We start from the raw sequence: 21,267 nt of genomic DNA, 5'->3' as shown, positions 1-21,267 counted from the left end.
TCTGTGTGTTAGATTTTGCTCTCTTGATAGCCTCTGTTACACTGGCTTCTTCACCCCAGCCTGAATTACCCATTCAAACACCAATTATGTTAAAAAATGCCCAAAAGGCTCCCTTAAGTTTGAATGTCAATCTTTTGGAAGTATATGAAGCCTTGACACCCCCTCCTGGTGCATCGAAAAATTATCCGGTTGGTCATGCTGTTGTTAGGTTGAGGCTAGAAAATTACACTCTCGAAAATCTCCAGATCAATGCGAAAAAAGTAGAGATTACGCAAGCTGATAATAATAAAATTTTGATTTCTCAGGTGGTGCAGCCATTAAATTTAGCTGGACTACAAATTTTTGAGCAAGGTTTTCATCTGACTAATGCTCAAGGCTTTGGTGGTGCAAAAAAAGTCAAAGCTGTCTTCACCTACGAATTTAATGGGAAAAGTTATAGTGCAGAGTCTCAAATATTAGATGTTGTGCCTAATCTTTGAGCTTGAGGCAGAACACCATCACTAAATGATGGATGAAGGCGATCGCTTTATTTCTTAGTATCTCTGTATTTGACCCAATATTACAATTTATTAACCAATACATGAACAGCTATTCATGTATTGTAGTGTAATTACAGATAAATACAGAGGGAATAATTATGTCAACCGTAACTCAACTAAAATGTGCTTGCCCAAGTTGCTTGTGTATCATTTCCATAGAAGATGCCATCAACAAAGAGGGTAAATACTACTGTTCCGAAGGCTGCGCTGAAGGTCACAAAACCATAAAAGGTTGTAACCATAAAGGTTGTGGATGTTAAATTAGTTCTAGTTTTCCAATCATGAGTGCTGAGTTACGGTAGTTACTCAGCACTCACGACTCAGTACTCAATACTTAGAGACTAGATAGAACCTCGCGGGCGATCGCAATAGTCTGGTCAATATCTTCATCAGTGTGCGCCAAAGAAGTAAAACCAGCCTCGAATTGGGAAGGCGCTAAGTAAACACCACGCTCTAACATACCACGATGGAAGCGCCCAAATTTACCTGTGTCACACTTTTTCGCATCTTCGTAATTATGCACAGGGCCGGAGGTGAAGAATAAGCCAAACATGGCGCTGATGTTACCACCACAAGCTGCATGACCAGTTTCATGAGCAACTTTGAGTAAACCATCTGCTAACTTCTTGGTAATCTGCTCTAGATAATCATAAGTACCGGGCTTTTGTAGCAATTCCAGGGTTTTAATCCCGGCTGTCATGGCTAGGGGATTACCAGAAAGTGTTCCTGCTTGATACACAGGCCCCGCAGGAGCAATCATTGACATGATATCCCGACGACCACCATAAGCTCCCACTGGCAAACCACCACCGATGACTTTACCTAATGTTGTCAAGTCGGGCGTTACGCCAAACTTTTCTTGAACACCGCCATAAGCAATGCGGAAACCAGTCATCACCTCATCAAACACGAGTAAAGCCCCATGCTCGTGAGTTAGTTCCCGCAAGCCTTCTAAAAAGCCAGCTTCGGGAGTAATAAACCCAGCGTTACCAACAATAGGCTCCAGAATTACCCCAGCAATTTGATCGCGGTTTTCTGCAAATAAAGCTTTGACAGCTTCCAGGTCATTATATGGGGCTGTAAGAGTGCTGCTAGTTGCCGCTTTCGGCACACCAGGGGAATCGGGTAAACCTAGTGTAGCTACACCAGAGCCTGCTTTGACTAGGAACATATCCGCGTGTCCGTGATAACAGCCTTCAAATTTGATGACTTTCTCGCGGTTAGTAAAAGCCCGCATGAGCCGCAACACGGCCATACAAGCTTCTGTCCCTGAGTTGACAAATCGTACCATCTCGATGCTAGGAACAGCAGCGATGACCATTTCCGCCAATACATTTTCTAAAAATGAAGGCGCACCGAAGCTAGTACCTTTTTCTAAAGCTTCATGCAACGCCCCAATTACTTCTGGATGAGCATGACCGCAAATAGCTGGTCCCCAAGTGCCTACATAATCGATGTATTGGTTGCCATCTACATCCCAAATATATGCTCCCTTGACCCGATCAAAGACTATGGGTTGACCGCCTACAGATTTAAAAGCGCGGACTGGGGAACTAACTCCACCTGGCATGAGGTTTTGGGCGGCGGCGAAGATTTCTTGTGATTTTGTGGTTTTAATAGAGGTGTTTACCAAGGGTCTCTCCTAACAGTGGGCAACTAAAAAAAGCTCTATCTGAGGATAGGGTTAAAAATTGTCTAGAACTTCTATCGTATAAAATAAGCAGAACCAAAAAAATAACAATATGTTATACAAGTCCAACGAAGACTTGCCTTTAGAAATTCGCGCTCAATTATCACAGGCACATCAAGACCTTTATCGGGCTGCTTTTAACTCGGCCATACATTGGTATGGCGAAGTTGCAAAAGCTCATCATGTGGCCTTAAGCGCTGTCAGAATGCAATCGGCGATGAATAAGAGCGTTGTTTTACAAGGATGATAAAAGATTACTCAAAAAAAATCATGCCAGCTGCCCTATACAGAATGGTATCGTGAAACCATGAATCATTCTCATTAAATTAGCTGGTATGTCTTTTATAGATTCACTTTCACCGCAAAATATTATCCCCATCGACAAAATTCGCTACGATGAGCGGGGTTTAGTGCCAGCAATCATCCAAGATTACTTGGATGGTACTGTCTTAATGATGGCGTGGATGAATCAGGAGTCATTACAAAAGACTTTAGATACAGGCGAAACGTGGTTTTGGAGTCGTTCCCGTCAGGAACTATGGCATAAGGGGGGGACTTCTGGACACACGCAGAGGGTGCAGAGCATCCGTTATGACTGTGATAGTGATGCTCTACTAATTGGTGTAGAGCAGATTGGAGATATTGCTTGTCACACTGGTGAGCGCAGTTGTTTTCATCAAGTGGAAGGAAAAATTATTCCCCCACCAGGAGATACATTGTCCCAAGTGTATCAGGTAATTTGCGATCGCCGGGATCACCCCACAGAAAGTTCCTACACCTGCAAGTTGTTTGCAGGCGGCGATAACAAGATTTTGAAAAAGATTGGCGAAGAATCGGCTGAGGTGGTCATGGCTTTTAAGGATGATGACCAAGAAGCGATCGCTGGTGAAGTAGCAGATTTGCTATACCATACTTTGGTTGCTTTGGCTCACCATCAAGTAGATATAAAGGCTGTTTATCGCAAGTTGCAAGAACGGCGGAAATAAATAATTCAAAATTAAAGAATTTTTTGCTCTCCAGATTTCTCTACTCCCCACCTGACAGGTGTAGGCTTTTTACGCTTTGTCCACACAACGCGAGTGGGGGTATAAGGGAGGGGTATGAGGTGGTAAGTGAGCAAAACTTTACACCCATTTTCAACAAAGAATTTTTGTGCGTAAGTGCTGCCTAAAACACAGTAAAGCCTGAACCGACTTCTGATAGAAATCTGGCGATCGCCAAAAACCAGAGTTGAGGGTGTATCGGAAATAACCACACAATTTTTATGAGATTAATTGTTATCAAAAGATAATGTTTTTGTAATTCTTATCATTTGCTAGGATTTTCCTCACTGTTTCCACAGGCTTTCCACAGGGTTTTTGACAGTTTTCCACAGATGCTCTACGAGGTAATAGGCTGTTGCAGGCTTACTGGGGATTTTTAATTTAGGTAGTGAAGAATTTAGATGGACTGAGTTTCCATTAAGTAATGTAACAAAAATAGGTCTTTAATCCTGATGATTTCGTTCATGTCTGTTTTTTATACAATCGTTTTTAACATTTCGCAGCATTGACAAACCCACCCCCTCATATCGCACAATGATTCGACCTGGGTTTGTAGTTTGTTCAAGAGTAGGCATCAAAACCTAACTGGGATGTCTATCTGATTTTGATCGCTAACAAGCTGACTACAAACAATCCATATCCCTTGACTGACCTCAAAGAAGGACTATTTTATGAATTCATCAGTCAGTATTTTTACTGAAATTCCGGAAACTCTCCATGATTCTCTGAAAAATTACTTAGAAACTCATCCCGATTGGGATCAAAATAGAGTCTTAACAGCAGCACTGTCCTTGTTTTTACTACAAAACGGAGATAGCGATCGCCGTGCAGCTCGTGTGTACTTGGAAACTTTATTTCATCACTGCTAAGTAGAAATGTCTCGTACCGATTTGCCACAAATAGCTAATGTACCAGACATTCTCAAATGCTGGTACGGACGGTACTATTCCTATTTAGTCCCATAATGGACACGGTATAGTGTGTCCATTTAACTAATCATCAAAAGCTTTTTGATAGCAAGAGGTTTTCAAACCTATCCCCTGTCCCCTGCTATCAGTCTTCTAAATTTTCCGAAAATTGACATGAAAATATCGCTCACATACTAACTTGATTGGCCGTTTTTGAGCGATTTGATTAATCTATTTGGTTCATCGGACAAGTGAGTTACTTAGTCAAGGTTGAGATGCTGATTACCAACCTAGACTATGAACTACTTATTTAAGCATTAGTCTCTACATGGGAGTGTGTAGGACATTCAAATTTATACCCGACCCCCCGCACAGTCTGAATCAATGCTGGTTGGCTAATATCCACTTCAATTTTTTTGCGAATTTGACCGATATGTACATCTACAACTCGCTGGTCGCCGACGTATTCATAGTCCCAGACCTCTTGAATTAGTTCGGCGCGTCGCCACACTCGACCAGGATGGCTAGCTAAGAAATGTAACAAGTCAAATTCTAAAGCAGTTAAGGGTACGGGTTGGCTGTTAAGTGTCACCTCTCGCCGTACAGGGTCAATCATCAACTTTTCAAATGTTAAACGTTTTTGTTCTGCGGTGGTTACAACGCGCTGTCTTCTTAAAATAGCTCCGACTCTGACTTCTAATTCTCCCAAACCAAATGGTTTGGTGAGATAGTCATCAGCACCTTTAGCAAAGCCGCGAATCTTGTCAGCTTCATCCGCACGGCTAGTCAGCATCAAAACAAAAACACCATTACGACTTTGCATCTCTTGGCAGAGGTTAAACCCGATGACATCTGGCAAATTTACATCCAAAATTACCAAATCTGGGTTAAATTGCTCAAATAGAGACAAAGCTGTCTTACCATCCTCGGCAGCCTCCACCTGATAGTTTTGCTTTATTAAAAAGCGTTGGATTAAATTCCGAACCGCAGGGTCGTCATCAACTACAAGAATCTTGGCAGGAGCCATGACCATCACTTTGCACAAAAATGTATAAGATTAACAGCAGTATGGCGTAAAAACGCAGTTTTCACTTGGGAATATTCAAGAAACTACAAGGGTCAGGAGTAAATTTCCTGATAATCCACATAATAGTTTAATCACAATACGGAATAACGACACCAGGAAGAGTTTAGTAGTAATTCCTACATTTGAATGTAGGGATTGTCATTGTCAACTTGATGTTCCGTGATTTTTGGGGATTATCCACGGTAGTTTATAAACGAAGGAGCGTATTTGCTCTTCAAGTTTAGTGGAAATTTAAAACTTTTCAATTTTAAATCTTTATCCGCATGGATACTACTACTTAATTGAGTGGCTCAACATGAAAACCTGTTCAGGGAACAGTAAAGCGCCAAATCTGAAAGATAAAAGTTATTTTTTTCATAAAAAATAGCTCTTAGGTATCCCTAGTTCAAATTCTAGAGTAGAGCCAGAATTGGTCAACGACATGAGGGGATACACTGAGTTGTGGCAATATGTTAAGGTAGTTGTAGTTAAAATTTACAGGTTAATCTAACTAACCCGTGTTAATATCCTGGTAGGGCATAAAATTAGGTCGATACATTTGTTTTCGATCGAAATAAAACCTAAGATTGTTTCCTTTGATAAAAGACTGCCCCTGACTAAGGCTGAAGTACAAACTCCCATGAGCGATCAAAGTCCCTACGAAAAACTTGGGGTATCCGAGGATGCTAGCTTTGATGAGATTCAGGATGCTCGCAATCGCCTATTGGAGCAATACAGTGGCGATGGTAAGAGCGTAGAAATCATCGAAACTGCTTACGATGCGATTTTAATGGATCGTTTAAGGATGCGCCAAGAAGGTAAAATTAAGGTTCCTGAGCGTATCCGCTTTCCCGAATTAAGAGTCCAATCGCCTCCTAAAGAAAACTTAACACCCCGCGAGCAGTCGCCTGCATGGCTGCAAAAAATATTAGATCAGCCTTCAGGGACAGATGTGATTTTGCCAGGGGTTTGGTTTTTGGGTTTGAGCGCTATTAGCGTTTTTTACCCAGCAGTTGGTGATCAAGTTTTGCAGTTGGCGTTGGTACTTGGGGTAGGAATTAGTATTTTCTTTCTCAATCGTAAAGAAGGTAGATTTGGTCGAGCAGTTTTATTCACTCTGGTTGGTCTGATTATAGGCTTAATTGCTGGTGGGCTAATTGCTAGTTTGCTCTTGCCGCAAATATCCGCTATCAGTATCACAGCAAATCAGTTTTCGACAGTACTTACTTTTATATTATTGTGGTTGGTTAGTAGTTTTTTACGTTAAGTCGGTTTATTCCGGAAAACACAACAACCAAGATATTTCCAAAGCTAACCCCTACCTTCACAGGTAGGGGTTCTTGGTTTAGATTTTCGCAACAGAAGATACAGGAATAGACGTTCTTGACTTTAAGATCATATCTACGGCAGCACCCAAATTTCCCACAATTAAATCAGGCTGGTACTCTTTCAATTGAATGCGATCGCGGATACCAGATTCTACAGCAATCACTTTAATATTATGCTTTTTCGCCGCCGTAATGTCGGCTTCGGTGTCTCCCACCATCCAAGTATCAGCTGCGGGTGGTAATTCGGCTAATGCTCTTTGCATTAACAGAGGTTTGTCCTCAATATCGCGGGTTTTCACATAGTCGTTACTGAGACAATAACAGCGATTCTCCGGGAAAAATTTACCTAAATCATATTTTTGTAAAGCATAGTCTAGTTCCCGAACTCGGCGCATAGTCATTACGACTAAATCAACCCCAGCTTTTTGAACCTTTAACAACACATCTAAAGCGCCTGGAATGGGAATATCATACTGAAAGTAAGGTTCTGTATGCACTGTTTTCCGGCGCAATTGAGAAAATTCTTGTGCTTGTAGTTCATCTAAACCAGAAATGAGGGCAATTTCTTTTTCAGGAACTTGCTTGCGCTTCATTTGCCAAAATTCGGCTTTAGATAATTGTTGTACTGGCTGGCCTGGATATTGAGTTTTTTCTAAACAGAATAGGTATACACGGTAGTACCTTTCCGAAACATCCATAATCGGCCCATCAAAGTCAGTAATTAGTCTCAGCATCGCCCCAGTTAAATATTAATTAATATTAATATTATTGTAGCTTTTGTCATAAATTAACATCAAAATACCCAGTAGTCAGAGTAATTACTACCTGTAATTCCTGCGATGATTTGAAAGGCAGTACTAGCCTTATGGTAGTTTTAAATTACATTCATATATTGCGAAATATTACCTTACCCTCATGACTGGAGAGCATCACCTTGGGAATAGAACTACGCAGCTTCGTATTTCTCGACAGCCTGCAACCACAACACGCAGCTTACATAGGAACAGTAGCCCAAGGTTTCTTGCCATTACCAGGAGATACATCACTGTGGATTGAAATCTCTCCTGGTATCGAAATTAATAAAATTACCGACATAGCCCTCAAAGCCGCCTCTGTCCGCCCCGGAGTGCAAGTAGTTGAGAGATTGTACGGTTTATTGGAAGTACATTCAGGTTCCCAAGGCGAAACGCGGGCTGCGGGTCAAGCGATTTTAGCTGCTCTGGGAGTCAAAAGAGAAGAGTGTATTAAACCGCGAATTGTTTCCAGCCAAATTATCAGGAATATAGACGCTTATCAAACCCAACTGATTAACCGGACGCGACGAGGACAGCTACTACTAGCTGGGCAAACTTTATACGTATTAGAAGTTGAGCCTGCTGCTTATGCTGCTCTAGCAGCCAATGAAGCAGAGAAAGCAGCCTCAATCAACATCTTAGAAGTTCAAGCTGTAGGTAGCTTTGGCAGGTTGTATTTAGGTGGGCAAGAAAGAGATATTCTTGCAGGTGCGGCGGGAGCGAGAGCAGCCATAGAAAGCGTAGCCGGACGGAGTAATTCTCAGAGTGGTCGCCAGGAGTAAAGGAGAGATAATGGCAAATCAAGAGCATCTAGCTTTATTACAAGCAGGTGCAGTGAGATGGGTTGAGTGGAGACAGAAAAATCCCCAAACTGAACCAGACCTCAGCACCGCTAATTTACAAAAAAATAACCTCAGAGGCGCAAACCTCCAGAGAGCTAACTTGAGTCGAGTCGATTTCAGTCATGCTTTGCTGGTGCGTGCTAACCTCAGTGATGCTGACCTCAGTAGTGCCAACCTCTACCAAGCCGTACTCAGTGAGGCTAACCTGAGTACGGCTAATTTCAGTGTGGCTAATTTGAGTCAAGCCATACTCACACAAGCAGATTTAAGCCGTGCTAATCTCATTGGTGCTGATTTGAGTCAAGCAAATCTTAGAGGCGCTATTTTGGCGGAGGCTAACTTGATTGGGACTGATTTAAGTGGTGCTGACTTGAGAGATGCTGATTTGGGTGCAGCAAAACTCATCCGGTCTAACTTCTGTTTTGCGAACCTCATCGCCGCTAATCTTATTGGTGCTGATTTCAGCGAGGCAAATTTATACCAAGCAGAAGTTATGGAAGCTTATCTCTACAAAGCCAACTTCTACAAAGCTAATCTCCATCAAGCCCATCTAGGTGGTGCATATTTATTTCGAGCCAACTTAACCGAAGCCGACTTGAGAGGCGCTGACTTAGCATGGGCTAATCTCACGAGTGCTAATTTAGGAGGGGCTAATCTTAGTGGCGCTAACCTGAGAGGAGCTAATTTGCACGGTGCCAACCTCAATGGTGTTAATCTCCAAGAAACAATTATGCCTGACGTGTAAGCGTGGAGTAGGGAGTTTCGCTGCCATAAGGGTGTAGTTTAGGGTTTATGGAACTACCTTTTTCTACTCTTTAATAATTCAGCATGAATCAGCTAGTAACAGCTTTTATTAAAAGTCTGATTGCCTTCGCAGCCATAAATATTGATGACAGTTTGCCAAGATTTTTCGATGGCTTATGTGTGGAGTGAGAATTAATAGGATTGCTAGGAATATTACCTATAATAATTGGATTCAGACAGTTAATTATAAAAAATAAAACACTCCAATACAAGCAGTAACTACTGATTTTAAAAAAATATTACCTACTAAGCTAATCAGCATTTAAGTTGCATAAAGCCAGGGCTAAAGCCCTTACTACAAGCGAATCAGTCTGGAAAAGTGAATGACGATTAGCTTAATCCTATATTATCTGGGCGATCGCCTAACTTTCCCCAGGAAGTATGCTCTCTCACTTCTTCTCCTTGGCACCATCTACTAACCAGCTAAATGATCATCCAATCTGATAGTATTTTCTGTAATTTCCTGCTCGACAGGAAAATAATTGAATGGAAATCAAGTACTTTGATACCCAAGAGGAGTGAAATGAGACTTAGTGAAGGACTCTTGAACCCAACGAAAAAGGCTCTGGTCGTGGATGATTGCTGCAACATGATAGAAGCACAACTCGCTTCCAAGTCAGGTATAAGTGGTATAGCCTTGAAAACTGCTTTTGCTGCCCTGAAGGGAGTCAAACCTGGATATATCCCCCATGTAGTAGAGCAGCTCCTACCACAGTGCTTTGAAGCGCTTGATCCAATCTGGGGTGAGGGTGTCCAGAAGGGCGATCCCGTCGGACATTTGGTTGAGAGTCGTTCTCGCACAGCCGACGCATTACTTAGCATTACCGATGCCAGAGTCAAGGATTCAAAGCGCCAAATTGTGCGGGGAACTTATGATAAATTTCGTGGTTCAGCCAAGCAACACGTAGAAGAAGCAGTGCCAGATTTTGCAAAATTAATTGATAAATACACTAAGGCTTAAAAATTTAATTTTTGTACATTTGCGGTTTTAGGGTGTAAGGGTATAAGTTTGTAGCAGTTTATATAACCTTAATTATTTCGTGAATTTTATACTCATCACTCAATAATTTTAGGAAAAACCTACACTTACCCTAGCCCCTAATCCCCATTTTTAGAACCGTGTTTGATACTCAACTACTGCACGACTATCATCTTCTAAATTAGTCGAAGCACGTACACGGAATTCATCGTTTATGCGGTAATTAATCCCCCATTGGAAAGGGTCATTTGCCGTTAAGATTTTGATGCTAGAAATAGAGAACTTGTTAGAAATATCTACTCCAGCTTCGGCTGCCAATTCTATACTAGAACCACCTCTATTATTATTACTACCAGCTTCCGGATTATCAGAGATGACAGTGGGGAAGATTCGCAGTTCACTTAAACCAAAAGCAGTACCAATTTGGTTAAAGGCAGATTGAAAGTTACCGAAAACGGCTGATCCAGCGATGTTAATTAAACCTAATGTACTATCCCCACGCCCTTGAGTATCGACAAATCCACCACCCAAAAGTGCTACTAATTCAGTTTCACTGCGTGACGGACTGCTTCTTAATTCTAGGCTTTCATTCAGTCTGCTGGCAGGCCCTTTGATATTCGCTTCCACTCGTACAGTATCTAAAGCACCTAACCCAACAGGATTAAGTCTGCTCAAGTCACTGTTCTGCACTACCTCTACAACTTTTGCAAGTAGCTGAATATCTAAATCTGGATCACGGGGTTGATTGGCTCTAAAGGTAGCAGTATGTTCATAACCACGAGTCAGGTTAAACTGGGTTGTAAATAAATTCACTCCACCTTTTCTTAATTGAATAGTACCCACAGGTATAGGATCGGCAAAAGAACCATTGACTGTGAGATTACCCGTAGCGTCGAAACTGAGAAGGGGAGGACGAGTAATTTGTAAGTTTTTACCTAACACTAGTTCTAAATTATTAAAACTAGTGTTAGCGCTCTCAGTTGGTGGTGTGTTTTGTTTGTTAAATTTTGTCAGTGATATATTAGAAACATTATTTGTAGGTTGGTTATTATCAGTAGATTCTGCTAGCAATACTTGACCATCATATAAACCTACCTTACCTCCGATACTTGGATTAAGGGCAGAACCAGTAATTTGTAAATTACCACTAGCACCACCTTGATACAAACCTTTGAGATTTAATGTTAGCTGATCAAGATTCACAGTTAGAGGATTGTTAACAGCTACACTATTGTTGTCGAATACGGGAATTGCTCCAGCAGCTTGCACTTGTCCACGGCTAAATCTGCCTTGCAGACTTTCTACTAAAATCTGGTCGAAATTAAACAGGATTCTACCTGTAACACCTCTGATCTTTCCTGGCAAAGCTTGAGCAGAAAAAGTGGCATCTTTGATAGTAGCAATACCATTGACGATGGGTTGGTCTCTAGTTCCACGTACAGTCAAGTCTATTTCACCTTCACCTTTTTCAAAGGTGACTTGGTTACTTAACAAGTTGAACAGTGCCAGTCCTTCATTTTCAACTTTTACATCCAAACTGATTTGATTGCTATCAGGAGCGACAGAAGCAAAAGGTAGCTGATAAGGGATACTACCTGCAATATTTACAGGTTGCGGCCCAGTAATGGCTACGGTACTACCAAAGTTTAAGCGGCCATTACCATAACTAAAACTAGCTGTGGCTGACTCAATTGGATTTTGATTGAGTGTCCCATCTGTAATTTGCAGTTCTCCTCTGGCTTGGGGATTAGCAATACTACCGGCCAAAGCTGCTGTTCCAGTGACATTTCCTGTTACACCGACTGGGAGGTTGACGAAATTATTGAGTAACTGAATGGGAAAATTATTAACTCGCAATTGACCAGATTGTTCGCTCCCACCAATGTTACCAGTGAAAGCCACTAGACTATTTTCCGATTCAATTCGCACAGGTCGCAACTGCAAAACCCCGTTAGTAAAATTACCTTCAGCTATGATGTTATCGGCGCGGTAAAAACGATTTGGTTCTGTTTCTTGACCCCAGACAAAGTTTTGACCATTCAAGTTAAACTGTACTGCTAAACCATTAGCTGTGGCAGTGTCTACAGTCACGTCTCCGTTAAAGGTTCCTTGCAAATCTGCTAGGTTTGGTATCGGTGAACCATTCCGTTCTTGTTCCTGTTTAGCAACTAGAGCATCAATTTCATAAAAACGTTTGATTTGGTCGAATAACGGCTGATTGGGCAAGCCTTGGGAGTAGGTGTTGAGATCCGATGCGTTGCCGTAGTTGGGTTCGGCGCCATTACGCTGGAAATCTTGGAAGTCAAATATTTGTGCTACTTCTAGCACATCTTGAATATTGCCTTGAGTGACGTTCAACTTCCCTTGAATGCGGGGGCCTTGGGGAGTCTGTCCGAAGTTACCAGTTAAGGCGTAACGACTATTACCTTTAGTAAATTCGCTACTGGTGAGGGTAGCTGTACCATTACTGTAGCGGAACTGGGCTGTTAAACCATCGCCTTTGATTCGGCCAAGTTCTGGATTGGCGATCGCTATATTCCCGTTAGTATTAAAAGTATTTTGGTTAAACTGTACATCCCCAGTTGCTAACCCAGCTACCCTACCAGCACCCAAACGCAGATTTGGCGGTGGTGACAAGTTCAATAGTGCTAGGGGGAAGTTGGCAACTTTCACAGCCCAATCATTCCCTTTTACTTGACCTGATGCTAATGCTTGTTGCCGTTGTACTAGGAAGGATTGGGGGCGATTATTGCCGTCTAAATTCAGGGCTAGGCGATCGCTATTTCCGGCTAAATTGAAATTCAATCCCTTTCCTGCGGCTGACTGAATATTGCCAGTTAACAACCGTTCAAAAGCAATATTTTGGACAACTAAGTCTTTTAAGGTGAATTGCCCGTTGACATTGGGCAAGGGTAATCTACCTGTAACTTGACCGTTAAAGTCCATCCTTCCTGCCACAGCTACTTGATTTGGTAAAGTAATTGGTAACTGTTGTAGGCTAAAGTCCTGGGCTTGGATGTTGAGATTGAGGGCAGTAATTTCAGGTATACCTGGCTTGCTGGCATTGGCTAAGATATCGCCAGTGACATTTAAACCGGGGGCTGTGGCTTGCTGGATAGTTAACCGTTCACCATTCCAGGCGATCGCAGCAGTTAAGGGACGCTCAACACCAGGGATTCCTTGTGATAATTGTACCTGACCCGCAGCACTCACATCAGCTAATCTGGTCGAACCCAAGTTACCTGCTAGTTGTAATTGACCGCCAAGCTGACCCTTTAACTGTTGATTGAAGCGATTTAACTGCACACCAGCAGCAGCCACTACAGCCTGATAACGACCTTTAGCGAGTTGGATGTTTGACGCATTAATTATCCCTCCACCCGCCACGTTTAATTGACCTTGACCGCTTGCTTGGATGGTTTGGGGACTAAAGGATGCAACAGAACCAGCCAGATTTAATTGTCCAGTCAAATCGCCTTGAAACTGGGGTGGTACGGCGGCTAGACGTTGCACAGGTACGTTATTCGCTTGGACTTGCGCCTGATAGTTACCGTTAGCTACTTGAATATTGGCGGCAGTAATCGTACCATTGCCGACATTTAACCGTACTTGACCGCTTGCTTGGATGGCTTGGGGACTGAAGGATGCAACAGAACCAGCCAGATTTAATTGTCCAGTCAAATCGCCTTGAAACTGGGGTGGTACGGCGGCTAGACGTTGCACAGGTACATTATTTGCTTGGACTTGTGCCTGATAGTTACCGTTAGCTACCTGAATATTGGCGGCGGTAATCGTACCATTGCCGACATTTAACCGTGCTTGACCGCTTGCTTGGATGGCTTGGGGACTAAAAGATTCAGCCGCAACATCAAATTTTCCCGTCAAGTTACCTTGAAACTGGGGTGACACGGCGGCTAGACGTTGCACAGGTACATTATTTGCTTGGATTTGCGCCTGATATTTACCGTTAGCTACTTGAATATTGGCGGCGTTAATCGTACCATTGCCAACATTTAATCGTGCTTGACCGCTTGCTTGGATGGCTTGGGGACTGAAAGACTCAGCAGAACCAGCGACATCAAATTTTCCCGTCAAATTACCTTGAAATTGGGGTGGTAAGGCTGCCAAACGTTGGACAGGTACGTTATTCGCTTGGACTTGCGCCTGATACACACCTTTAACTAACTGAATATTGGCGGCGCTAATTGTACCATTACCCACACTGAGACGGGCATCACCTGTAGCTTGTAAAGTGTTGAGACTGAAATTTTCTCGGTTACCTACTACTTGGAAAGTCCCGGCGATGGGATTAGCTAAAGCGGGAGGAGCATTTTTCAGAATGCGTGCTAGGCGGACATTATTTGCCACCAGTCGCGCCGCAAAGGCTTGGTCTTGCAGTTGAATGTTAGAGACTGCAATTGTCCCGCCACCAATTTGCACCCCTGCCCCTTCTGTGCGAATGCTGGCAATTTGAAAGGGTGCAGCCGTACCTGTAAGGATGACGCGACCGTTAAACTGCGCCCCTGCCAAAGAGATATTTTGTAGTTGATTTTGGTTGACAAATGGTGTCAAATTGACACTACTAGCTTGGGCTACAGCTTGCCAACGTTCATTGGCGAAACTGCCATATCCGCGTACCGTACCGCCACCAACCTTAAGAGCTACGTTGCGAAAGTTAATGTTACGATTTGCGCCGATAATAACTTCACCAGTAGCAGGATAGACAGCTTTAGGTGCGGCAAATTTTACCAAAGTACTAACGTTAGTGGGAGCGCCGGTTACTTGGGCAGTTGCTGACACAGTGCCAATTTGCCAGGCAGTATTTGTATCGTATAGTTTAGCGATCGCATTCCCCGCTACATTCCTCGCGGCAAAATTCAAATTCAGTTGAGGATTTTCCCCAAGTAAGATTCTGCCACCACCATTAATTTCTCCGCCTATTGTGGTTTGGCCTTGAACATCTCTCAAGCTAACTAAGCCATCGTTAGGGGAAAACTCAAACTTACTAGTAATTTTTTTAAAATCTACTTTATCAATGCGGGCAGTATTAATAGTGCTAACTGTACCTGAGAGAATGGGCTTAGTTGGTTCTCCCACTACTTGTAAGTTGGCTTGTAATTGTCCAGTTACGGGTACAGGCAAATTTATGTTAAGTGTTTTTTGGGCATTGGCTACACTAACACCGTTGACACGTCCTGTGAGCTTATAACCTGCTTTGGTGTCAATGATTCCCGCCGCGACTAGAGGAATACTGCCATAGTTAGCAACAGCATTTTCTAATTTTACTTCCGTCCCTTGGAAGTAAACATTGGCTGTGGTATTCGTCAATAGCTGCGGCGCGCGGGGAATCTGCACTGTTACCTTTTGCAAATCAGCACTGCCATACAACAAAGTTTCTTGTCCTGGTTCTAGCTGGATTCGCAAATCGCCATTAACTCTACCCGTTTCTAAACTCAGTGGTAACTTCACCAAGCGAGTAATATCAGTCGCTAATAATTCTTGCCCCCGCAGTTGAAGATTAGCAGCAGTTGTCTGAGGACGTAATTCTCCGTCAAGCGCTACATTACCACCGCTATCTGCCGTACCTCCAGCCTTGAACTTAATTAGCTGGTTTTTTTCCAGTAGTTGAGCAGATCCATTTAGTTGAGAAAATCCTATGGGAGGCAGGGAGTGGGGGGATAAATTATTTAATTTTGCATTGATTGCTCCCTCATTTCTGACTTGCGGGAGCAACATCAACTTGCCGTTGCGGAAGTTGACATTTTCTAAATCTGTTTGAATGGCTCCCTTTTCACCTGGTGGCGCTATGGTCGTGGTGAGCCAGCGTCCTTGGTTATCCTGTTCGATGTAAACGTCTGGATTTACTAAAGTGACATTTAGTTTTAACTGGCGATTAAAAACTAACAGTAATGGGTTAAAACCTACTTCCACCGCATCGACTGTCACCCTATCTGGATCTGTGGGTGTGGCAGGAATAGATGATTCAGCAAACCGTACTCCTGTCAATGAAAAGTTAGTGACTCTTCCCAGTTGTACCGGACGGTTAAGGGTTGTCGTGAGACTTTCTTGTGCTAACGGTGTTAACTCTTTCTGCACAAAAGTCCATAACCGCCAAATACCGCCCATCAAACCCACAATTAAAAGTCCACCTATGGCAATACCACCACGGCTCAAAATCAGCAACCATAGACTCCGGCGCGGGGTTCGTGGGCATTGATTTTGATTGGGAGAGTTGATCATGATATGAGTTTACTTTTATTTGCTGGATGTGGTTAGCGCACTATTTAAAGAAATTTAAAATTTAAAATATCCTACAGGAAGCAAGCTACAAAATATCCTGTGGGTGAAAGGCTGATCTTACAAAATTTAGGAAAGCAGTTATGGTAAGCATTCCGTCCTTTGAGATAATCCAACTTAAAAGCTCGTTACCTTAGCAGTATTCAGCATTCGTGTTAACTATGCCAATACCAGGATACAAACCAATTAGAGATTTTGGCATTCGGATCAACTCGGTGAGTGGAATTGACTAGAGAATGGGGAGTAAGGATTTCTCCCCCTGCCATCTACCTCATATTGTCCTGTGGAAAAACAAGCCATTGATATTGTCAGTCAAATCTGAATTAAAGTGAAAATATTGCTGTGACTTTCCCAGGTACACGGTCTAGAACTTTAATTAATCAATAGACCTCGGAACATAAAGATAAATGATTACGCCAATGCGGGTTTTTGTTTTAATTTTTAACGCTAATACGGAAAATGAAGGGATTCACACCGTTCGTGTGGGCGATCGCAATAAAATTCTTATGTTTGAGTCCCAAGATGATGCTATACGTTTTGCCCTCTTGCTGGAAGCTCAGGATTTCTCTACTCCTACAGTAGAGGCGATTGACGCTGAGGAAATTAAGGAATTTTGCGAAAGTGCTAATTATGATTGGGAAATAATCCCAGAAAATAGCGACCTAGTGATTCCCCCTGAAATCAATGTAGAAGAAACTGACTGGCAACCTGATGGTCAGTATGATGACGAGGGTACTGATGACGAAATTTTCGAGTCTGATCTGGTACCACCGGCTCAAGATTCAGAATTTTCTGCTACTGAACTGGAAAATATTCGTCGCAAACTGGAAGGATTGTTGTAACTTAGTCATTTAGTCATTAGTCAATGGTCATTAGTCAATGGTCAAGAATTGAACTATGGGCTATGGGCTGGGGATTCTTGACTAAATTACATAATGACAGGGAACATCAGATTACATGGCAAATTTGCAGGAACGTGGGCATTTATTGACTGAACAAGTCAATCCTCTGAGTCTGAACTTAGACCAACTCAGTGCTTTGGAGTTGGTAGAGTTGTTTAATAGTGAAGACCTCAAGACAGTGGCGGCGGTGGGGGCGGCTAAGGTACAGATTGCGGCAGCAATTGAACAGACAGCCGATCGCTTGCGTCAGGGAGGACGCTTGTTTTATATCGGTGCTGGGACAAGTGGCAGGTTGGGCGTGTTAGATGCGGCTGAGTGTCCGCCAACTTTCTGCACACCCCCAGAGTTGGTACAAGGAATTATTGCTGGTGGTGCTGGCGCACTGGTACGCAGTTCTGAGGATTTAGAAGACCGGGCTGAAGATGGAGATGCAGCGATCGCTCAACGTCATATTACTCAGTTAGATGTTGTCGTTGGCATTACGGCTGGTGGAACTACGCCTTTTGTCCACGGTGCAATTAACTCGGCTCGTCAACGCGGAGCCTTGACAATTTTTATTGCTTGTGTACCACTAGAACAAGTTGGTTCTGTCGCTGATATTGATATTCGCTTGTTAACGGGGCCAGAAATATTGGCAGGTTCTACTCGTCTCAAAGCCGGTACTGTTACCAAACTAACTTTAAATATCCTGTCTACTGGGGTGATGGTCAAACTGGGCAAGGTTTACGGTAATCGCATGGTGGATGTGGCGGTAACAAATCAAAAGTTACGCGATCGCGCTTTGCGAATTTTGCAAGACCTCACAGGCTTAAGTCGGGAAGCGGCTGGTTACTTATTAGAACGTAGTGGTAAGTGGGTAAAACTAGCCCTGGTGATGCACTGGACTGGCTTGGATAAAGATGCAGGCGATCGGCTTTTATCAGCACATCAAGGGAATCTGAGGGAAGCTGTTGCTAGTTATAAAAATCAATGTAATTCGTAATTAATTTTTGTTTAAGTTTCTTGAGAATAGGGGACAGGGGATTGGGGACTGAGGACTAGGGACAAGGTTAAAAACCCCTAAACCTTTACCCCCTGACACCCCAACAACCCTTACACTCTCCCAAAAGCAGATCTGATTCCCTAAGATTTTGGTTTGTAAGTCGAAGCCACGTGCAGTTCTTTCATCTGCTTGACATCTACGCCAGAAGGTGCATCTGTTAACAAACAACGTGCTTGTTGTGTCTTCGGAAAAGCAATCACATCTCGAATTGATTCTTCGCCAGCAAATAACATCACCAATCGGTCTAAACCGTAGGCGATACCACCATGCGGCGGTGTACCATATTCAAATGCTTCTAACAGAAAGCCAAATTTATTTTGTGCTTCTTCGGGAGACAAACCAATGGTTTCAAACACTTGTTCTTGAATTTCTCGTTGATATATCCGCCGACTACCGCCACCGACTTCAAAACCGTTGAATACTAAATCATAAGCTTGAGCGCGGGCTGTTTTTAAGTCATGCAAATCATCAGGATGGGGTGCGGTGAATGGGTGGTGCAGTGCTTCTAGGCGCTTCTCGTCTGCATTCCATTCAAACATGGGAAAATCTACAACCCAGAGCAAGTTGATTTTCTCTGGATCAATTAAACCAAATTCTCTGGCGATCGCCTGCCGCAACCTGTCCAAAGTTTTATTTACAGTAGCCGCATCACCAGCACCAAACAACAACAAATGTCCTGGTTTTGCATCTGTGCGCTGCAATATTTCCTGTTTCTGCTCTTCTGTGAGGTTATCTTTAATCGCGCCAATGGTGTCAATTTCCCCATCTTCTCTAACGCGGATATAAGCTAAACCTTTTGCACCGGCTTCGCTGGCTTCTCGGAATAAATCTCCACCTGGTTTGATTCGCACATTAGAAATTTGCTCATTTCCGTTGGGAATTGGCAGAATTTTGACTATACCGCCATTGGCGACAGCATCCCGAAAGACTTTGAAACCAGAGTCTTTCATGACATCGGAAACGTTAACCAGTTGTAAATCGTAGCGGGTATCTGGTTTATCGCTACCATAACGTTCCATTGCTTCGGCGTAGGTGAGACGGGGGAATGGAAGCGGTAACTCAATATCTTTTACAGTTTTGAAGATATAACTAACTAACTTTTCGTTCAGTTCGATAATTTCTTCCTCAGACATGAAACTCATTTCCATGTCCAACTGAGTAAATTCTGGTTGTCTGTCAGCGCGTAAGTCCTCATCGCGGAAGCAACGAGCGATTTGATAGTATCTATCCATCCCCGCTACCATCAGTATCTGCTTAAATAACTGTGGTGATTGGGGTAAAGCAAACCATTCACCGGGGTTAACGCGACTGGGTAGAACATAGTCCCGTGCGCCTTCTGGGGTGGAACGGGTGAGAATTGGGGTTTCGACTTCGATGAAACCTTCCACGTCTTCTAAGTAGCGACGCATAGCTTTTACGACTTGATGACGCAGTTGTATGTTACGCGCCATGCGATCGCGCCGCAAGTCCAAGTAACGATATTTTAACCGCAAGTCTTCCCTAACTGTCTCAGTGTCGGCGGTAGAGACTTGGAATGGTAACTGTTTCCGCACTCCATTGAGCAATTCAATCTGATCAGCGTAGATTTCTATTTCCCCTGTAGGGATACGGGTATTCAGTGATTCTTCTGGACGTCGTGTCACCCTACCAGTAATTTCTACAACGTATTCATTACGTAGAGAGTTAGCCAGTTCGTAGGAGTCTGGGGTGCGTTGCGGATCGCTGACAACTTGGACAATACCAGAGCGATCGCGTAAATCCAAGAATATCACGCCCCCATGATCGCGGCGACGGTCTACCCATCCATATAAGGTAACAGTTTCTCCAATATTCTCTTGTCGGAGTTCGCCGCAATAGTGAGTTCGCATAGTTGTTAATCTGTTCTTCCGGGCTAGATTGGCTAGTGAATGTCAAAGCCTTCCCATTATCTAGCATCAATCGTATCTAATTGAAGGACAGTTAGCACAATCTCATGCAACTTCAAATTCTATGGTTTAGCATCATGCCCCACTCTACGCTACTTTTAATGGCTTTTCAGGTAAACTTTTGCCTTGTTCTTGACATTTGTGATATTCTGCTGTTATGCAATACAACAGGATAGTATTAATCACTACCTGCATAAAAATCTTCATCTAATAACTGTTCTAAAAGATAAGGACAATGCATCGGATATTCTGCTTCAGACGGTTGCCTGACTCCTAATTTAGCTTTTTTACTTTCTTTAATTGCCAGCCTTCGAGCATCAGCATAGGCTTGAGAAATAACTTCATTCATATATTTCTTCAAAGAAGGATTTTCTTCCAAATCCTTTTTGACTCGGAAACGATGTTCTGTCACAGAACTATACCAACTTCCTTGCATTGTTTCAGGAGCATCAGATTGAACGGTTAGTTTAAGTAAATGAGCAATCAAAATTGTTAAATTGCTCTTAAAAGACCGTTTTTCGGATTTTCCAATGTCTTCTAATTCTAAAAGCAAATGCTCCCAATCTATTTCATTGAATCGATGTTGTTTAATCTGCTCAATAATACTTTCTCGCCAAAGATTAAAATCTTGTTCATACAGTTGATTGGTCATATAGCAATTCTAAAAACTGATTAGGCTGTTGGCTTGATGATTCACACCTACTGCAATTATAGAAAAATTCCTATAAGTAAAATCAATGTTCCTTTTCTTTAGACTTGACTGGGGCTAATTTTAGTAAAGCATCATGGTTTACCAGAGACAGCAGCATTAGTTGAGGCTGTTAGTAAACTATTGCCTTTAATTTCTAAGTTTTTGGGTTTAGGGTAAGCAGACAATCAAAGCAACCTATGTGAAAAAAAGTAAACTAAATCAAAATCTTCTTTTCTCAAAAAAAGAAGCAGCAGGGTAGATGTTGAGTTTGTAGTGTGATTACATTAAGTCAATAATTGATAACTAATAACAATACCTTAGCCAAAATAAGAGGATGAAGAGAGAGGGCCGATGTAGTAGAGTTATTGTCTCTCACAACGACAACTCAAAAACCACAATCAGCCCATGCCCGATATC

At 42.7% G+C, this 21,267-nt stretch carries 17 protein-coding genes; 11 read left to right on the top strand and 6 right to left on the bottom strand.

Annotation, left to right across the window (positions count from 1 at the left end; genetic code table 11):
* Window positions 1–5 precede the first annotated feature (5 nt).
* Together H6G18_RS20935 and H6G18_RS20930 are read left to right on the top strand one after the other, a co-directional pair.
* Window positions 6–479 carry a hypothetical protein gene (locus tag H6G18_RS20935; RefSeq protein ID WP_313954452.1) on the top strand — a complete coding sequence of 158 codons (474 nt, stop codon included), beginning with the start codon at window positions 6–8 and terminating at the stop codon, window positions 477–479.
* A 158-nt stretch (window positions 480–637) separates the two neighbouring features.
* A complete protein-coding gene (locus H6G18_RS20930; protein ID WP_190409029.1) occupies window positions 638–799 on the top strand; it encodes a metallothionein in 162 nt (53 codons plus the stop codon).
* A gap of 74 nt (window positions 800–873) precedes the next feature.
* Here the strand turns inward: H6G18_RS20930 and hemL are convergent, their stop codons facing one another.
* Entirely contained in the window at window positions 874–2,172 is a 1,299-nt protein-coding gene (gene hemL / locus H6G18_RS20925; RefSeq protein ID WP_190409028.1) for a glutamate-1-semialdehyde 2,1-aminomutase, read from the bottom strand.
* 109 nt (window positions 2,173–2,281) lie between these two features.
* On the opposite strand from hemL, the gene H6G18_RS20920 reads away from it, so the two are divergent.
* The 3 genes from H6G18_RS20920 (at window position 2,282) to H6G18_RS20910 (ending at window position 4,141) form a co-directional block, all read left to right on the top strand.
* Entirely contained in the window at window positions 2,282–2,476 is a 195-nt protein-coding gene (locus H6G18_RS20920; RefSeq protein ID WP_190409027.1) for a ChaB family protein, read from the top strand.
* 88 nt (window positions 2,477–2,564) lie between these two features.
* The gene (gene hisIE / locus H6G18_RS20915) at window positions 2,565–3,215 is read left to right on the top strand and encodes a bifunctional phosphoribosyl-AMP cyclohydrolase/phosphoribosyl-ATP diphosphatase HisIE (RefSeq protein ID WP_190409026.1); all 651 of its coding nucleotides are present in this window, start codon (window positions 2,565–2,567) and stop codon (window positions 3,213–3,215) included.
* 728 nt (window positions 3,216–3,943) lie between these two features.
* Window positions 3,944–4,141 carry a DUF2811 domain-containing protein gene (locus H6G18_RS20910; RefSeq protein ID WP_190409025.1) on the top strand — a complete coding sequence of 66 codons (198 nt, stop codon included), beginning with the start codon at window positions 3,944–3,946 and terminating at the stop codon, window positions 4,139–4,141.
* 349 nt (window positions 4,142–4,490) lie between these two features.
* Here H6G18_RS20910 and H6G18_RS20905 read toward each other — a convergent pair whose 3' ends face one another.
* Complete coding sequence (locus tag H6G18_RS20905) at window positions 4,491–5,207, bottom strand: response regulator transcription factor (protein ID WP_190409024.1); 717 nt, start codon at window positions 5,205–5,207, stop codon at window positions 4,491–4,493.
* A gap of 679 nt (window positions 5,208–5,886) precedes the next feature.
* Here H6G18_RS20905 and H6G18_RS20900 point away from each other — a divergent pair.
* Window positions 5,887–6,513, top strand: coding sequence for a CPP1-like family protein (locus tag H6G18_RS20900; protein WP_190409023.1), 627 nt, complete (start codon window positions 5,887–5,889; stop codon window positions 6,511–6,513).
* Between the two features lie 78 nt (window positions 6,514–6,591).
* Here H6G18_RS20900 and H6G18_RS20895 read toward each other — a convergent pair whose 3' ends face one another.
* Window positions 6,592–7,308 carry an HAD family hydrolase gene (locus H6G18_RS20895; protein WP_190409022.1) on the bottom strand — a complete coding sequence of 239 codons (717 nt, stop codon included), beginning with the start codon at window positions 7,306–7,308 and terminating at the stop codon, window positions 6,592–6,594.
* Between the two features lie 200 nt (window positions 7,309–7,508).
* Here H6G18_RS20895 and H6G18_RS20890 point away from each other — a divergent pair, with 200 nt between their 5' ends.
* The 3 genes from H6G18_RS20890 to H6G18_RS20875 all read left to right on the top strand — a co-directional run bounded on the left by H6G18_RS20890 (window position 7,509) and on the right by H6G18_RS20875 (window position 9,975).
* The gene (locus H6G18_RS20890) at window positions 7,509–8,150 is read left to right on the top strand and encodes a hypothetical protein (protein WP_190409021.1); all 642 of its coding nucleotides are present in this window, start codon (window positions 7,509–7,511) and stop codon (window positions 8,148–8,150) included.
* A 10-nt stretch (window positions 8,151–8,160) separates the two neighbouring features.
* Window positions 8,161–8,955 carry a pentapeptide repeat-containing protein gene (locus H6G18_RS20885; protein WP_190409020.1) on the top strand — a complete coding sequence of 265 codons (795 nt, stop codon included), beginning with the start codon at window positions 8,161–8,163 and terminating at the stop codon, window positions 8,953–8,955.
* Between the two features lie 582 nt (window positions 8,956–9,537).
* On the top strand, window positions 9,538–9,975 hold the full coding sequence (locus tag H6G18_RS20875; protein ID WP_190409019.1) for a DUF6918 family protein: 438 nt from the start codon (window positions 9,538–9,540) through the stop codon (window positions 9,973–9,975).
* Between the two features lie 150 nt (window positions 9,976–10,125).
* Here the strand turns inward: H6G18_RS20875 and H6G18_RS20870 are convergent, their stop codons facing one another.
* Window positions 10,126–16,233, bottom strand: a complete 6,108-nt coding sequence (locus H6G18_RS20870; protein WP_190409018.1) for a translocation/assembly module TamB domain-containing protein — start codon at window positions 16,231–16,233, stop codon at window positions 10,126–10,128.
* Between the two features lie 464 nt (window positions 16,234–16,697).
* Between H6G18_RS20870 and H6G18_RS20865 the strand changes: the two genes are divergently transcribed.
* Together H6G18_RS20865 and murQ are read left to right on the top strand one after the other, a co-directional pair.
* Window positions 16,698–17,132, top strand: a complete 435-nt coding sequence (locus H6G18_RS20865) for a DUF3110 domain-containing protein (protein ID WP_190409017.1) — start codon at window positions 16,698–16,700, stop codon at window positions 17,130–17,132.
* A 115-nt stretch (window positions 17,133–17,247) separates the two neighbouring features.
* On the top strand, window positions 17,248–18,174 hold the full coding sequence (gene murQ / locus H6G18_RS20860; protein WP_190409016.1) for an N-acetylmuramic acid 6-phosphate etherase: 927 nt from the start codon (window positions 17,248–17,250) through the stop codon (window positions 18,172–18,174).
* A gap of 140 nt (window positions 18,175–18,314) precedes the next feature.
* Here murQ and aspS read toward each other — a convergent pair whose 3' ends face one another.
* Both aspS and H6G18_RS20850 read right to left on the bottom strand, forming a co-directional pair.
* Window positions 18,315–20,102 (bottom strand): aspartate--tRNA ligase, encoded by a 1,788-nt coding sequence (gene aspS, locus H6G18_RS20855; RefSeq protein WP_190409015.1) that lies wholly within the window; start codon window positions 20,100–20,102, stop codon window positions 18,315–18,317.
* Between the two features lie 235 nt (window positions 20,103–20,337).
* Window positions 20,338–20,811, bottom strand: coding sequence for a DUF29 domain-containing protein (locus tag H6G18_RS20850; RefSeq protein ID WP_190409014.1), 474 nt, complete (start codon window positions 20,809–20,811; stop codon window positions 20,338–20,340).
* Between the last annotated feature and the right edge of the window lie 456 nt (window positions 20,812–21,267).

The organism is Anabaena subtropica FACHB-260 (genome assembly GCF_014697105.1).
GTDB lineage: Bacteria > Cyanobacteriota > Cyanobacteriia > Cyanobacteriales > Nostocaceae > Trichormus > Trichormus subtropicus.
This window is presented reverse-complemented; position numbering and strand designations above follow the sequence as displayed.

What these genes read in the sequence shown, in the direction of transcription:
- H6G18_RS20930 (WP_190409029.1), top strand. Translation starts at nt 638, where the DNA reads ATGTCAACCGTAACTCAACTAAAATGTGCTTGCCCAAGTTGCTTGTGT.
- H6G18_RS20920 (WP_190409027.1), top strand. Translation starts at nt 2,282, where the DNA reads ATGTTATACAAGTCCAACGAAGACTTGCCTTTAGAAATTCGCGCTCAA.
- hisIE (WP_190409026.1), top strand. Translation starts at nt 2,565, where the DNA reads ATGTCTTTTATAGATTCACTTTCACCGCAAAATATTATCCCCATCGAC.
- H6G18_RS20910 (WP_190409025.1), top strand. Translation starts at nt 3,944, where the DNA reads ATGAATTCATCAGTCAGTATTTTTACTGAAATTCCGGAAACTCTCCAT.
- H6G18_RS20905 (WP_190409024.1), bottom strand. Translation starts at nt 5,207, where the DNA reads ATGGCTCCTGCCAAGATTCTTGTAGTTGATGACGACCCTGCGGTTCGG.
- H6G18_RS20900 (WP_190409023.1), top strand. Translation starts at nt 5,887, where the DNA reads ATGAGCGATCAAAGTCCCTACGAAAAACTTGGGGTATCCGAGGATGCT.
- H6G18_RS20895 (WP_190409022.1), bottom strand. Translation starts at nt 7,308, where the DNA reads ATGCTGAGACTAATTACTGACTTTGATGGGCCGATTATGGATGTTTCG.
- H6G18_RS20885 (WP_190409020.1), top strand. Translation starts at nt 8,161, where the DNA reads ATGGCAAATCAAGAGCATCTAGCTTTATTACAAGCAGGTGCAGTGAGA.
- H6G18_RS20875 (WP_190409019.1), top strand. Translation starts at nt 9,538, where the DNA reads ATGAGACTTAGTGAAGGACTCTTGAACCCAACGAAAAAGGCTCTGGTC.
- H6G18_RS20870 (WP_190409018.1), bottom strand. Translation starts at nt 16,233, where the DNA reads ATGATCAACTCTCCCAATCAAAATCAATGCCCACGAACCCCGCGCCGG.
- H6G18_RS20865 (WP_190409017.1), top strand. Translation starts at nt 16,698, where the DNA reads ATGATTACGCCAATGCGGGTTTTTGTTTTAATTTTTAACGCTAATACG.
- murQ (WP_190409016.1), top strand. Translation starts at nt 17,248, where the DNA reads ATGGCAAATTTGCAGGAACGTGGGCATTTATTGACTGAACAAGTCAAT.
- aspS (WP_190409015.1), bottom strand. Translation starts at nt 20,102, where the DNA reads ATGCGAACTCACTATTGCGGCGAACTCCGACAAGAGAATATTGGAGAA.
- H6G18_RS20850 (WP_190409014.1), bottom strand. Translation starts at nt 20,811, where the DNA reads ATGACCAATCAACTGTATGAACAAGATTTTAATCTTTGGCGAGAAAGT.